The following is a 14,327-nucleotide window of genomic DNA, read 5'->3' on the forward strand; positions in this document are numbered from 1 at the left end:
TCCCAATAAGGAGGTTTCCTCCGGGTTTTGGGGTTTGTTTTGCGGAAATAGCTCAGTTGGTAGAGCACAACCTTGCCAAGGTTGGGGTCGCGAGTTCGAGTCTCGTTTTCCGCTCAGGAGGTCCTTTTCGAAGGACCTTTTTTGTTGGGTAAGGTTACGCAAATTGAAGCAAACGATTCTGTATGTCAATCACATGCGGGATCGTTTCGTTTTTGTGCCGTAGCAAGTGGTGGCTGGCGAAAGCATCCTTTCCGTGTGCCGAATCGTGGTACACGGGTGCGAGCGGCAGAAATGTACCACACTTTTTCGGCAGTGCGTTGAATTACATCGGTTTGCGCCGAACGTTCCGGGCTTTTCAATCGTATGATTGTCAAACTCAAAACGTATTCGGACGATGGAAAGAAAACGATTCAGCGTAACTTACTTTCTGCGTAAGGCACGCACCAACAAGGCGGGGCTGACCCCTATTCTGGCCCGCATTACCACCAACGGCGTCTCCAAAGAGATCTATATCCAATGTTCGGTTCCCGTTGATAAATGGAGCCAATCCAAAGAGCGGGCGACCGGCAAGGACAAGCTATGTCAGCAGGTCAATTCTTATCTGGACGATTATCGCGCAAGGATTCTCGCCGTGCGGCAGGAACTGATCGCCAAGGGCTACGAGGGCAACTGCATCCAGATCAAGGAACGGTTGCAGAATCCCGCAACACTTTCGATTATGTTCCTTGCGGAATTGGCGAAATACTGCGAGAAACGACAGACGGAGGTTGGCGTACGCATCACACAACTGACAGCGAACAAATATCATCGGGTGCTGCGGTATCTTCGGGAGTATGTCGCATCCGCCTATCGGAAAGAGGATTTGCTGCTCTCGGCTGTCGGTTACGAGTTTCTCGACGGGTTCAATACCTTTCTGCAAACAGCCCACCGATGCAAGCACAACGGTGCCGTGAATTTACTCGATTGCGTCAAGAACTTTACCCGCTACTGTTTGCGCAATGAGTGGATCGAGAAAGACCCGTTTCGGAACTACAAACTCAAAGAGGAACACAACAAGGAGAAAGACCATCTCACGCGTGAAGAGTTGGAGACACTGGTGCGAAAGAGACTGCCGAACGAACGGCTCGACAGAATCCGGGATGTCTTTGCTTTTTGTTGTCTGACAGGGTTGGCATTTACAGATGCGGAACATCTGCGGCGGGAACATATCCGCACGGACGACAACGGAACGACATGGATTTATAAGCCGCGAGAGAAGACGGCGGTAATGAGCCGCATCCCATTGTTGCCTTATCCGATGATATTGCTGGAGAAATATGAACGGGATGCGGAGTTGCGAGCAATAGGGAAACTGCTGCCGGTTCCGAGTAATCAAAAGATGAATGCCTACCTGAAAGAGATCGCCGACTTGTGCAATATTCCGAAGAATCTGACCACACACGTTGCCCGTCATACGTTCGCTTGTTTGGCCGTGGAGTACGGGATGCCTATCGACGTGCTGGCGAAGATTCTCGGACACTCGAATACCAACATGACGCGTCACTATGCGAAATTCTCGGAGCAGTTGATCGGGCGTGAGATGCGGAAGATGAACGAGCAGATGTTTTCTGGCGATATATTGTCGTTGAATCAGTAAACCGCAGTTCCGATGAAAAGAGAAATCATTGCGATAGACGAACAGGGACGGTTGTCTATACCTGCCGGTTGCGACAGGATTCGGATGACCGAAATGGAGTTAGCGGAGTTGTTCGGGGTGCTTGTTCCGACGATTCGGGCGGCGGGAAAGCGCTTTACAAAAGCGGCATCGTGCGGGAATCCAAGACGAAAAGATGTATCCGCCTGCCGAGCGGAAACTATGCTGACGCCTATAACCTCGAAACGATCTTCGCGCGGGCATTTCGGCTGAACAGCTCCTATGCGGCAATCATCCGGCGATGGCTGCTGCACGTAGCGACGACACAGAGCCGAGCGACCGCACCGATCATGATTCCCATAACGCATGGCAAACTTTGCTGAACGACGACGGGCAGGAATTACCTGCCCGTCGTTATTGCTATATGTGCGTATATCGGTGTGCAAATCGGTTGGTACGTACCAACCAATGTATAAATAGTCGTTTTCTCAATTCGTCATATCTGTAAATCAACACGACGGTACGACAATGAATCAGTAAGTCATTAAATCAGCAAACCAATCGACCGAAAAATCACTTCATTCAATTCGTTGCCTGCTGACGTTAGGAATTTTGTTAGCATCGGCTAACAGCAAGGTGTGTATCGAGTAACTCGATACCTTTTGAGTTACTCAAAAGCCTTGGCTCTAACGAGAAAAATCGCACCTCCGAAGTCGGGCGATTAGAAAGAAGAAAACTTGAAATCCGATGTTGCTGCGCTGGAACTCAAAATTCAGTTGGAGCTGGCTCCGCCCAAGCCCGAAGCCACGCAGGAGCAGCAGGCCGACGGCGGCACAGCACAGACACAATCGCCGCCGACCGAAGAACGAGCGACAACGGAGCCGCCCGCCGATGCGCCGAATAGGTCGCAATTTCTACGGGAGCACGTGCAATTCGTCAGCCCACAAACCATCACCACTGAAACGCAGGCAAAAGGATTTAAGATTTAATGACTTGAAAATAATTGGGGCTGTCTAAGATTTTTAGACAGCCCCAATTATTTATCATCAATCCTGCTGATAATGTTTTAAGTTATTTCCCGCTCTGGCTGTCGTAGTATGCGATTCGCTCGCAGCAGACCTTTTCGACAATATCGCGGAGCTGCTCGACCTTGGGCAGAAGCGCGTCGATGTCCTCCTTCGTAATCTCGAAATCGGGATTGTAGCGCGATTCGATATAAGCTCGTTGCAGCAGGTCGAACAACCGTTTTTCCTCCTCCGTGTCGCGCGGGAAAGCCTTGAAAATATCCGTCGTGTGTTTTTTCGCGGCATTCATCAACTCCGACAGGTCGTGGCTTTTGTGGCCGTAGAGGATGAAGACCATCGGAATCGTCCGCAGAAAATTCTCGACAGACTGATGAAGATGGAACGATGCCATCCTGCAATCTCCGTCTTCACAATAAAAGGTAACGCCTTTCAAAAATTGATTGGCCCGCCCGAACTTATCGTCAAAATATTTCTGCGCCCTGTCCCGAATCTCCGTATAGTCGAGCTTTCGGCGTCGGGCCAGCTTGTGAGTTCCCGAATCGTAGAGTATAATGCCGTCGCGTTTGATTTCCGTCTCGAAATAGTGGGCTTTCGTGAGTGCGTAGTTGAAGTCGTCAATGCCGTAATTGACGAACTGCGGGTGGGTGTGAAACGGGCGGTTCTTGTTCTCGAAAAACTTGTCTTTTATCTTCTCATACAGAGACGATTCTATGGCCCCGATTGGCTTGCGCGTCAGAATCACGATGTCGTAATCGCTCATATAGTAGGTCGGTGTACCGAACTCCACGCGCTGGTCATAGTCGACGTATTTGTTCTTGGCGTAGCTGCCGAAAAGAACAATCATTTCCACTTGTTTGACCTGCTCGCGGATAAGCGTAGTCAGTTGTTGCAAATCCTGTCTTTTGCGCGGCGGTAAAAATCGGATGCTTCGTTTCATAATGACAAAATTATGAAATTTTCCGACAATGCGTTTTGCAAAACCCATAAAAACAAGTACATTTGTCTATTGTTCTGCAAATAGTCTGCAATTGTTTCCGACGGAGGCGGCAGGGGCCGCTTAAAAGAAACCTGCGGATTATGAAACGGACAATCGACGACACGGCATAGGCCGACGGACATAACGACATAAAGGGTAAACAACTCTTTATACCTTTAAGCGAACTTGGGACCCTCGAAAGAGGTTGTTTAATCTGGGTATAAATGTTGTCTGTCCTTGTTATGTCCTGCTTGTTTTTTGCGAGCAGGACGGCAAGGGCGCAGGACAGCTTCCAGATTATAGGTTCCCAAGACCTGCTTAAAGGGGCTGACACCGCGCCCCCTTTTTTATTTTCTCTCGGGCGCAATTTCCAACTACCCATTCCGAATGACCGCCTAACCCACTCTGTCATGTATTTCGATTTTACCCTTCCCCATCCGCTGCCCGAGGTCGATCCGCAGCTCTTTAACCGACTGCTCGACGAATCCAAGCATTTCGTCAAAAGCCACGACTATCGGGTCATGTCCAATGAACTGCCCATACGTTTTTTAGACTTCTGGGTCATGCCCACCGGACGTACCAATCAAGAAATCGAACGATACCGAAATCTTTACAAGTCGAAAGAAAAGGGCGTCTTGCTGCAACTGCCGTTGTATCTTTTCACCTACGTATACTACCAGCGGTTTCGCCAACCGGATATTTTGAACGAAGGCAAAGCAGGTGAACCAGTCAGTACTGACGCGGGATTTCGTTCCGTATTATATAAACGGTTTCATCAGTTCCATGCCCTACTGCAATATATCCGAATCTTTCAAGGGATGGGGCTTGAAAACATGGTCTGCTTCGACTTGTTCGATGTCGAGGCTTATGATGAAGTGCAGACTGATATTCTGGTTAAAACAAGCGAATTTTTCCTTCTGATGCTCGACGAGTTCGAGAAGCCTTGCGGAAGCAAATGATGAGAATGTAAGTAAAAAATCGAGTGCGGAAATCTGAATTCTTCAGGTGAATTGCGTCACACTTTTCTTGACAACCGCACTCATTTTTCTTTCGATTCAGAATACGTACTGTCGTTTGTGTGGCAGTAAAAATCGGGTGCTTCGTTTCATAATGACAAAATTATGAAATTTTCCGACAATGCGTTTTGCAAAACCCATAAAAACAAGTACATTTGTCTAATGTTCTGCAAATAGTCTGCAATTGTTTCCGACGGAGGCGGCAAGAGCCGCTTAAAAGAAACCTGCGGATTATGAAACGGACAATCGACGACACGGCATAGGCCGACGGACATAACTATAAAGGGTAAACAACTCTTTATACCTATTCGTAAACTTGGGACCCTCGAAAGAGGTTGTTTAATCTGGGTATAAATGTTGTCAGTCCTTGTTATGTTCTGCCCCTTTGTGGGCGGAACACGCAAGGGCGCAGGACAGCTTCCAGATTAGGGTTCCCAAGACCTACGAATAGGGGCTGACACCGCGCCCCCTTTTATTTTTGTCAGGGCGCAATCACCAACGCTCATTTCAGCAAGTTATGACGTCCGGCGCCCTCCGAACACTTCCTCAAATAAGGTCGGCATTCTCCGTCCCCCGAGACTGCTATACCGCGAAGTTCCCCGCATTGTTTGCTCGGGCCCTATCCGTATGCCCATGACTGAGGCTCCCTATACCATCGGTTTCCTGGGCGGCTTCAGAGATTATCGCCACAACTCGGATTTCATTGATAACGCACTTGACCATACTCCGCACGTAACGCACGTCTGCGGGTTTTGGTGTCGCCGACAACCGAGGGCGAAACACGCCTTGCAACGCGCATCCTTGCAGCCCGCAAAACATACCCGGGAATAGAAATTATCTCGGTCATTGCGACTGCACACATGCGGAGCTATCAAAACCCCGGAACAGGCTCGACGGTCGTGCACCGAAACCGGATAATCGCTGCGTCCAACTATTATATTGTTGTTCCCGAAAAAACCATAGGCAACTATATGGAACAACTCTACAATCTGTTTATCGCGCACTGCGACTTGATTCTATACAACAACCGAGGAATCCACAAGACCGATCCGTTTCTGACGCATGTCAAAAAACTTGGCGTCCCGGTTCCGATAGCGTTTCTTCCGAAGTTTACCGCGGACACAACGGACATCGAAAAAGTCCTCAACGCAAGTTTGGCCTATCTAAGGGCGAATGCCTTTCGGATACGTGCTGAGAAACTGCCGCAGGTGTTTCTGCGCAGCTGGATGTCGCAATCCGGGCAGGAGCGTTATGCTCATATTTCCAGTTTGGACGACGTGGCTGCCATATTCCGACTGGACGACAAAAACATACGACTTAAAGTATTCGCCTATGCGCTGGCCATTCATGCGAACTTCTGGGCCGACCCGGAATGCTGCGATGCCGACAGTGTGCATGTGCTCTACCGTCTCTTTTGCCGGCAACTCGACCGGATTGCCCTTGCCCGCGCATCGGGACAACCGCCCGAACGGTTCGAGTTGTTCGACTTCGACCGACAACTGAAATCTATTTACCGCTAAAAATCCCTTGAAATCTATTTATCCACTTATCGTCGAAGCCGATAAATTACCGCGCGGGACAATAATCTGTCCCGCGTTTTTCGTGCAGCTCAACGCCGAACGGTGCCATTCCGACGCCACAAGCTGCCACGGCGGACCTTTGCGGTAGAACGGTACTGAATTCGACTTACCTTGCACCCGAAGTCCCAATTCAATAGAGTATGAAACGCGGAGCGAATCGGATTCGAGATACGTGAAATTAGTCGGAGACTACCGAAATCGAATTTATTAACTGAAAACCTACGACAATGAATTACCTTTTAATCGAAGAGCGCGCATGGACGAATCTGCAAGCCCACGCACGCCGACTGACCGACACGATGCGACGGCTCGACCGTCATTTCAACCCTGCGGCCGAGAGCGGTTGAATAGACAACATTGAAGTTTGTCGTTTGTTGCACATCTCCAAACGGACATTGCAATACTTGCGTACCAGCGGGAAACTGCCGTACTCGACAATCGGCAACAAATGTTATTACAAGCCCGAAGACGTGCGGGCGTTACTCGACAAGAACTTGACGACCAACTGCGGATAACTATGGACGAGAAAACGATGATCGAGAACCGCAGCGCCCTTACGCGCGATACGGCTGGATACAAAGAGCTGCTCGAAGCCATGCGATTCGCAGCGCAGACGGCGGACAAACTGATCGCCGAGGTCGAGCCCTCCTTACTGGGCGAACGCTATCTGACCACCGAGCAGGTGATGACCCATTTCCACATCTCCCGCCGCACTTTGCAGAACTATCGGGACAAGGGAATCGTACCCTATACCGCAATCGGCGGAACGCTCCTTTATCCCGAATCCAAAATCAACGAGGTGCTGGAGAAGAATTACTACAAACCGGCAGGCTGTAAAGAGCTGAAATGAAAAAGATAAGCGGGCATTGCCCGCTTATCTTTTACTATCTTTTGTATCTTTGTATGAAACTTAATTTACGTTGATTATGTCGGCCATTTTCTTCCCGTCTTGGGATACTTTCAACTATAAACACGGGGCGAATAAACAAGATGCTTTGGAAAATCTTGCCAGAGCGTTATTTTGCGAACAATTTGGAATATCTACCGGTATATTCCAGCGCATAAATCATGCGGGGAACGAAACAAACACGATTACGAAAAATGGAGATGTAATCGGTTTTCAAGCAAAATATTTTGAACATACGATTAATGAGGCCCAAATCAGGAAATCTATTGATGCGGCGCATGAGGTCAATCCGCGACAAACAAAACTTTATTTATATACGAATATGATGTTCGGTAATCCACCCAAAGGAAATTCGATTACCGAAAAAGAGAAAAAGCTCAATGAATACGCCCAAAGTCGATCCATGGAAATAGAATGGGTAGTCGGCCCAATGATCTTGGATCAAGCAGCCAAAATAACATGGATTCGAGAAATGTTTTTCGAGATCGGCCCCAATATGGAGACTTTGGTAAAAGATGAACAAAGCCATAGCGACAGTCTTCTTGCTTCGATTTGCGACCGGATTGCATATGGCGGTCAAGTTATTAAGTTCGACCGACATACATTTGTAAAAACGATATTCGACACGATAAATAAGCACGAACATCTTGTTATCCATGGTGAAGGAGGTGCTGGAAAAACAGCTGTGATTAAAGATTTTTATAATCGATATAGCAAGAAGTTTCCGATTTGTGTCCGAAAAGCTCAAGAATTAAATGTTGCCGGCATATCAGATATTTTCAAGCATACATCGAATTATGATTTGTCGCAGTTTATCGAGGCGTATTCGCGGGATGAAAAGAAAGTGTTCATAATCGATTCTGCCGAAAGGTTGCAGGATATTGAAGATGACGATCATATCAAATTACTGCTGCAAAAACTAACCGAAGCGGGGTGGTCTATTGTATTTACGGTGCGCAGCGTATATGTCGAAGACCTTAGAAGCGATCTTCAATATACATATCATCTTGAATGTAAATTCATTTCATTAAACAATATTAGCGAACAAGAGTTGAATGAATGTGCATTGCAGAATCATTTTCATCTCCCCCGTAACGTCCGGTTCAAAGATAGACTTAAAAATCTCTTTTATTTGGATTTATATCTTCAACTATACGATGCGGATAATCTCGATGAAACATATACGTCATTTATTAAGAGAGCTTGGATTGAAAAAATTGCCGGCCGCGTTCGTAAAAACGGTTTGAATACGCAGCGTGAAAAGTGTTTCTCTGAAATAATTTGGGAGCGTGTAAACAGCGGCCGATTTTATTTAAGACCAGATGGCTATACCGATGAAGCGGCTTATGCCTTAAAATGCGATGAGGTTATTGCTGTTGAAGAAGATAAAGGCCTGTTCATTACCCATGATATATACGAAGAATGGGGATTGAACCATATTCTTGAATTAGAATGGGTACATAGGGAATCCATCCCTCAATTTTTCTCGAAAATCGGCTCTTCGTTGTTGATGAGGCGAGCATTTCGGTCTTGGCTGTCAGACAAAATAGATGAAAATAGATTGGATATAAATAATCTGGTCGATTTTGTTTTCAAGCCGGAACTGGACTCATTTTGGCGGGATGAAATTCTTGTCTCTATGCTGCGTTCCGAATATGCAGAGGTATTTTTTAAAGAACATAAAGAAATACTCTTAACAGATAACGCTAAACTGCTGAATAGAATTGTATTTCTATTGCAAATTTCGTGTAAATATGTAGCTGAAGGATTATCGTATAAAGGGAATGAACATCCGTTATTTAAGCCGATCGGGAAGGGCTGGGATGCAGCCATTGATCTTATTTACGAGTGTCAGGGAGAGAATATTCCCATTGCCAGTTTTATCAAAATTATTGAAGATTGGACGGAATATCGTCATTCAGGCAAGGCAACCCGTCAAGCCGGTTTAATCGCATTATCCGTATTCAAGAAACGAGAACTACTGGACAAGTATTATATTTCCAGTGAAATTGAAACTGCTTGCTTGCGTATAATCTGTCATGCTGCACATGAAATTAAATCGGATCTTAAAAACATTTTTGACAAAGTGTTGAATAATAGGTGGCACAGACATGGTGATCCATATTATAAGTTGTGTTCCCACATATTGAAAAATTCGTTCTTTGCTGCCTATATATTCGAAGACCTGCCGAACGAAGTTCTTGCACTGGCTGAGTTGTATTGGAGAAAAGTCAAGATCAGACATGAAGACGATGATTGTTCTTTGCACATGGAGTTGGATGATGAATATGCGTTGGATGAATGTGGCATACAACTCGATTTCGCCGGTGCGAGTGCATATTGTACACCGATATATAGTTTGCTCTATATCGACTTCCAAAAGACTTTGGATTTTATTATTCGTTTCGTCAATAAATCCATTGATAGTTATCGGAAATCCAAATACGGCCGAGAAGATGTGATCTCGGTCGAAGTACATATCTCTGATACGAAAAAAGTAACACAATATTTAAGTCATGCGATCTGGTGCACTCATCGAGGAATCGGCTCTCCGGTTGTTCCGTATTTGATTCAATCCATGCATATGGCTCTGGAAAAGTTTTTACTGGAGCAAGTGGGGCAAATGGAAGATCACGTATTAGAACAAAGTTTAATATCAATTTTACAATACACTCGTTCTGCATCTTTATCGTCGGTGGTATGCAGCGTCGTATTGGCTCATCCAGATAAATTTTGGAAAGTCGCTTTAATCTTATTCAAGACGATCGAATTTTTCCATCCGGATTTGATGCGTAGTATGCGTGAAACCGAAGTTAAAAGTTTATGCGGAATATCATTTTATTCGAATCCGCTTTATACGCGGGAGCGATTGGAAACTTGTGAGCACGGGTTCCGAAAAGAGAATTTGGAGTGGTTATTCACCAAATACCAATTCGTGAATATATGTGGCTTTACCGGGCATGAGGAGCAAAAATTTTTGGACACAATCTATTCCATAATAGACTACCACAAGAGTAAAGTCTCATCATTGCAGAAAACAGAAAAGCAGCAACGAGAAATATTATTAGCCCGAATTGACAGACGGAATTTCAACCTTGAATTCGAACAAACACCGAAAGGATCGCTAATTCGTTTTAATCCGACGTTAACGCCGGAACTCCGCGCAGTTACCCAGCAAGCAGAAAAAATGCAAGAAGAGTTTTGGCGCTATTCAGATCTGTTCTTTTGGGCAAGTTGGAAAGCGGAAGGAGATGCCAAAGCAAATACCTATCCTCAATATGACCAAAATCCGCTCAAAGCATTGGAGGATGCTAAAAGAATGATTGAAGATGTGAATAATGGGTTATCTATTGCCCCAAATGAAGTTTGGACTCCCAATATCGTATGTTCTATTCTTATACGATTTTATGCGAAAGACTTGAATGACGATGATCGGAAATATTGCAAACAAATTATCGAATCATTTATTGGTAAGTCATTTGAGGATGGATACCATTTCCAAACGGGCGATGGCTGGCCCAGTTGCGTACAAGCGATTCCGAGCTTAATAGGTCTATATCCACAAGAGCTAGATCATTACATAAAATTGCTGCTATTTGCATTATATAATCAACAATCGTATGGCAATATGATGTTATATGAGTATGCTGTAGCGGCAATCAATAGATTATGGCAAACATATCCGGATGATATGCTTCGTCTTGTATGCCAATTTATTAAAACAAAAGTGTTGTATTACAAATATGATCGGAAAAATTACAGAAGAAACAGAAGCCGATTTGCAATATTACAACGTATTGATCGTGAACTTCCAGATATAGATGCAGACATAAATAATCTTGATGTGAAAATTGTTTGCGCTCTACATTTGCACGATTTAGAGGTATTGTTGAGTTTAATGTCGGGGCACTCTGCGCAGCCTGTTTTTCAAGTTATCGCCGAGAAAATTATGCAGATTGCATCTCGGTTATTGATTAACGAGGATGATCGCTTTGATCCTGCTAATCCATCTATTTATAAGCGATGCGCAGATTATATTTTGACAAATGAAGATGTCCCAATAGAAAATCTGTTCCATCCATTTATTGAGAATCTGACAGATTCCAGAGACGGAGAAATGTTTATTTCCGAATTTGTTACTGCTGCGACAGAAATTCAAGATCGTTCCCGGTTTTGGAATATTTGGCACATGTTATATACTCCCATACTATCAATCAAAGAAGGGAGATATAAAGATAAAATAATTGAGGAGTATCTTTTGGCAGGAGAATACCAGAATGTTAGACAATGGTATGATCTTAAAGACAATTTGTGGTTGTACGGAAATATTGCGAAAGATTTAAGGGACAATCCCATTGTCCTATATTCTATTTCGAAAGTTGCTGATACAGGAATTATTCCGATTGACAAACTGATGGATTTGATACTCTTAATTATCGAGGGCTATTCTATGTTGAATTTAGGATATAGAGAACAATCGACAATTCTCTATTTAGAGAGAATATTTCGACGGTATATTGGCGATAATAAGATATCCATTAAACGCAATGTGGAGTTAAAAAAGAAATTGATTCCGATTTTGACATTTATGTTAGAACGAGGTTCGGTGCATGGATATTTACTAAGAGAGAGTATCTTATAATAAGAAGGTATTTGTTATAATCTTACTTTTTTGCTATAAGTGTTGCTGTTCTTGAATATATGAAAGAGATCATTTGCATTGTTCTTTTAGAATCTATTCATATATTTGCATTGTATTGAAAAGCCGATACAACGGCAAGCAATCTGACGTTTTTCACGCATGACCAAAGCATGGTACAACGGAAGCGTTCTTTTGTAATACGATTGATATACAGCGACTTCAAAATGCGGATGCGGCATCGTTTTCCGCTCCAAAACAAGAGGATCGAGCAATCGACCCTCTTTTCTTTTGTCGGTCAGCGAATTGCAGTCAAACGTCGTTTTGGATTGTTAACGATTTGTTAACCAATATTCTGCATTGTATTTTGCAATAATTTATTATGCCTTATTTCTTGTTGCCAATTTTGCCTAAATTTGTAACAAGAAAAATACAAAGACAAGAGTGTGGATTGTCATTTATTCCCCCAAATAATATTGGAGAACGTTTTTAGAATCGATTTAATGATTACCTTTGTTAGGTATATTGAATTTATAAATACGGATAGATGATAGGATATTCTATAACACCACAAGAAGAGCGGATTGAAGTTCTACAGTCGCTTATGCCTGAAGTTTTCGATGAGGGAAAAATCGACTGGGAGAAACTGAAAGCGACGTTGGGCGAGAACATAAATTTCTCCAATGAACGTTATGTGCTGAACTGGGCGGGGAAAAGCGATGCCTTTCGGGCAATGCAGCAACCCTCTTCGGCAACTCTTGTGCCTTGTCGGGAAGAGTCCGTTGATTTTGACAATACGCAGAATATATTCATCGAGGGTGAGAATATGGAGGTGCTGAAAGTGCTTCAGAAAAGTTATTTCGGCAAAATTAAAATGATTTATATTGATCCTCCCTATAATACTGGCAACGATTCGTTTATCTATCCCGATAAATTCGCTGAGACCAAAGAGGAATATATGCGTCGCGTTGGAGATAAGGATGAAGAAGGATATATGAATAGGGATGGGATATTCCGTAAAAATAGCAAGGAGAATGGTCAGTATCATAGTAACTGGCTCAGCATGATGATGCCTCGGTTGTACCTTGCCAAAAGTTTGTTGCGTGAAGATGGGGCAATCTTCGTTTCGATTGACGATAATGAGGTGCACAACCTTCGTTTGCTGATGAATGAGATCTTTGGAGAAGAGAATTTTGTGGCACAGGTGATATGGGAGCAGGGGCGGAAATCGATGGCCGCACAAGTGGCTGTGAACCACGAATACTGCTTGATTTATTGTAAGAATAAGATTGAGAATATTGCATTTGACAGAATACACTCCAATAGAAATTGGCAAGTACGGAAACAGGGTTTGGAGCAAATTTATCAAGCTTATGAATCTCTAAAATTGCAACATGGGGATGATTGTGAGAAGATAGAGCATGGGCTGAAAAAATTTTTTGCAGGATTGTCAGACGACAATCCTGCAAAAGCGCACAACCATTATAGACGAGTAGACCCGTTCCTTGGGATATATCACCCTGATAATATATCCCAAGGAACGGGTCTTGGAGGAAGGTTCGATATTATTCATCCCATTACTAATAAACCTTGTAAAGTGCCTACGGGCGGGTGGCGTTTTGCTGAGAGCAAATTACCGGACTTATTAGCTAATCATCGTATTGTTTTTGGGAAAGACGAAACTACAGTACCGTGTTTGAAGCGCTATTTGAAGGAAACGGAATATGAGGTATATCCCAGCGTGTTCTATAAAGATGGGCGAGGGGCATCCAAGCGGATTGAGAGTTTATTGAATGGTAAATATTTTGACTATCCGAAAGATGAAGATATTATTAAGACGTTTATAAGTCTTGTGACTTCTTATCCGTCGGCGGAAGATATAATCCTCGATTTTTTTGCTGGTAGCGGAACGACCGCTCATGCTGTAATGCAGTTGAACAAAGAAGATGGTGGTAATCGCAAATATATCTGCGTCCAATTGCCCGAATTATGCAGTGAAAAAAGCGAGGCCTATAACGCAGGTTATAGAACGATTGCTGAAATATCCAAAGAACGTATTCGCCGAGCAGGAGTAAAGATTCAAGCGGATATGGAGGCGGAGCAAACCGGACAGTTGGCTTTCGAGAATGAGATGCACGTAAATAAGCCCGACTTCGGATTCAAAGTCTTCAAAATTGCCGACAGCAATTTCAAGCAATGGCGAGAAATAAAGGGCTCGAATAAAGAGGAGTGGAAGCAGCAGCTTTTTGACTTTCTCGATCCATTAGCAGAAAATGCGACTGTAGATAATATGGTTTATGAGTTGTTGTTGAAGAATGGCCGGGATTTGAATAGTACGATAGAACATAAGGCCGGGTATTATACCGTCAATGGCGGTGAATTGATTCTAATGTTGGAATCTGCGATTCAAGAAACTGTCGATGCCGTTCTGTCCGAACATCCGCAAAAGGTCATTGCGCTGGACCGTCTGTTTGAAGGCAACGACCAGCTGAAAACGAATACCGTTCTGCAGATGCGTGATGGAGGCGTGGAATTTAAAACAATATAGAAT

Annotated in this window: 10 protein-coding genes and 1 tRNA gene; 10 read left to right on the forward strand and 1 reads right to left on the reverse strand. The window is 44.2% G+C overall.

What is annotated here, in order from left to right; translation table 11 throughout:
• Positions 1–41: 41 nt before the first annotated feature.
• The 4 genes from NFR47_RS04580 to NFR47_RS04595 all read left to right on the forward strand — a co-directional run bounded on the left by NFR47_RS04580 (position 42) and on the right by NFR47_RS04595 (position 2,622).
• Positions 42–114, forward strand: a tRNA-Gly gene (locus tag NFR47_RS04580).
• 280 nt (positions 115–394) lie between these two features.
• Positions 395–1,636, forward strand: coding sequence for a site-specific integrase (locus NFR47_RS04585; RefSeq protein ID WP_251214408.1), 1,242 nt, complete (start codon positions 395–397; stop codon positions 1,634–1,636).
• A 12-nt stretch (positions 1,637–1,648) separates the two neighbouring features.
• Positions 1,649–1,906: a hypothetical protein gene (locus tag NFR47_RS04590; RefSeq protein ID WP_251214409.1), complete on the forward strand. Its 258-nt coding sequence runs from the start codon at positions 1,649–1,651 to the stop codon at positions 1,904–1,906.
• Positions 1,907–2,370: 464 nt separating this feature from the next.
• A complete protein-coding gene (locus NFR47_RS04595) occupies positions 2,371–2,622 on the forward strand; it encodes a hypothetical protein (RefSeq protein ID WP_251214410.1) in 252 nt (83 codons plus the stop codon).
• Between the two features lie 82 nt (positions 2,623–2,704).
• Here NFR47_RS04595 and NFR47_RS04600 read toward each other — a convergent pair whose 3' ends face one another.
• A complete protein-coding gene (locus tag NFR47_RS04600; protein ID WP_251214411.1) occupies positions 2,705–3,595 on the reverse strand; it encodes a HEPN domain-containing protein in 891 nt (296 codons plus the stop codon).
• Between the two features lie 263 nt (positions 3,596–3,858).
• Between NFR47_RS04600 and NFR47_RS04605 the strand changes: the two genes are divergently transcribed.
• The 6 genes from NFR47_RS04605 to NFR47_RS04630 all read left to right on the forward strand — a co-directional run bounded on the left by NFR47_RS04605 (position 3,859) and on the right by NFR47_RS04630 (position 14,324).
• Positions 3,859–4,593: a hypothetical protein gene (locus tag NFR47_RS04605; RefSeq protein WP_251214412.1), complete on the forward strand. Its 735-nt coding sequence runs from the start codon at positions 3,859–3,861 to the stop codon at positions 4,591–4,593.
• A gap of 1,028 nt (positions 4,594–5,621) precedes the next feature.
• The gene (locus NFR47_RS04610) at positions 5,622–6,170 is read left to right on the forward strand and encodes a hypothetical protein (RefSeq protein ID WP_251214413.1); all 549 of its coding nucleotides are present in this window, start codon (positions 5,622–5,624) and stop codon (positions 6,168–6,170) included.
• Positions 6,171–6,601: 431 nt separating this feature from the next.
• Positions 6,602–6,745 (forward strand): helix-turn-helix domain-containing protein, encoded by a 144-nt coding sequence (locus tag NFR47_RS04615; RefSeq protein WP_420838555.1) that lies wholly within the window; start codon positions 6,602–6,604, stop codon positions 6,743–6,745.
• Between the two features lie 2 nt (positions 6,746–6,747).
• Complete coding sequence (locus tag NFR47_RS04620) at positions 6,748–7,080, forward strand: helix-turn-helix domain-containing protein (protein WP_251214414.1); 333 nt, start codon at positions 6,748–6,750, stop codon at positions 7,078–7,080.
• Positions 7,081–7,156: 76 nt separating this feature from the next.
• A complete protein-coding gene (gene avs4, locus NFR47_RS04625; protein WP_251214415.1) occupies positions 7,157–11,779 on the forward strand; it encodes an AVAST type 4 anti-phage nuclease Avs4 in 4,623 nt (1,540 codons plus the stop codon).
• A gap of 544 nt (positions 11,780–12,323) precedes the next feature.
• On the forward strand, positions 12,324–14,324 hold the full coding sequence (locus NFR47_RS04630) for a site-specific DNA-methyltransferase (RefSeq protein WP_251214416.1): 2,001 nt from the start codon (positions 12,324–12,326) through the stop codon (positions 14,322–14,324).
• Positions 14,325–14,327: the final 3 nt, after the last annotated feature.

The organism is Alistipes muris (assembly GCF_943193205.1).
Classification (GTDB): domain Bacteria; phylum Bacteroidota; class Bacteroidia; order Bacteroidales; family Rikenellaceae; genus Alistipes; species Alistipes muris.

Excerpts from the sequence above, each read along its gene's own strand:
- NFR47_RS04605 (WP_251214412.1), top strand. The coding sequence starts at position 3,859 with ATGTTGTCTGTCCTTGTTATGTCCTGCTTGTTTTTTGCGAGCAGGACG.
- NFR47_RS04610 (WP_251214413.1), top strand. The coding sequence starts at position 5,622 with ATGGAACAACTCTACAATCTGTTTATCGCGCACTGCGACTTGATTCTA.
- NFR47_RS04630 (WP_251214416.1), top strand. The coding sequence starts at position 12,324 with ATGATAGGATATTCTATAACACCACAAGAAGAGCGGATTGAAGTTCTA.
- avs4 (WP_251214415.1), top strand. The coding sequence starts at position 7,157 with ATGTCGGCCATTTTCTTCCCGTCTTGGGATACTTTCAACTATAAACAC.
- NFR47_RS04620 (WP_251214414.1), top strand. The coding sequence starts at position 6,748 with ATGGACGAGAAAACGATGATCGAGAACCGCAGCGCCCTTACGCGCGAT.
- NFR47_RS04585 (WP_251214408.1), top strand. The coding sequence starts at position 395 with ATGGAAAGAAAACGATTCAGCGTAACTTACTTTCTGCGTAAGGCACGC.
- NFR47_RS04600 (WP_251214411.1), bottom strand. The coding sequence starts at position 3,595 with ATGAAACGAAGCATCCGATTTTTACCGCCGCGCAAAAGACAGGATTTG.
- NFR47_RS04590 (WP_251214409.1), top strand. The coding sequence starts at position 1,649 with ATGAAAAGAGAAATCATTGCGATAGACGAACAGGGACGGTTGTCTATA.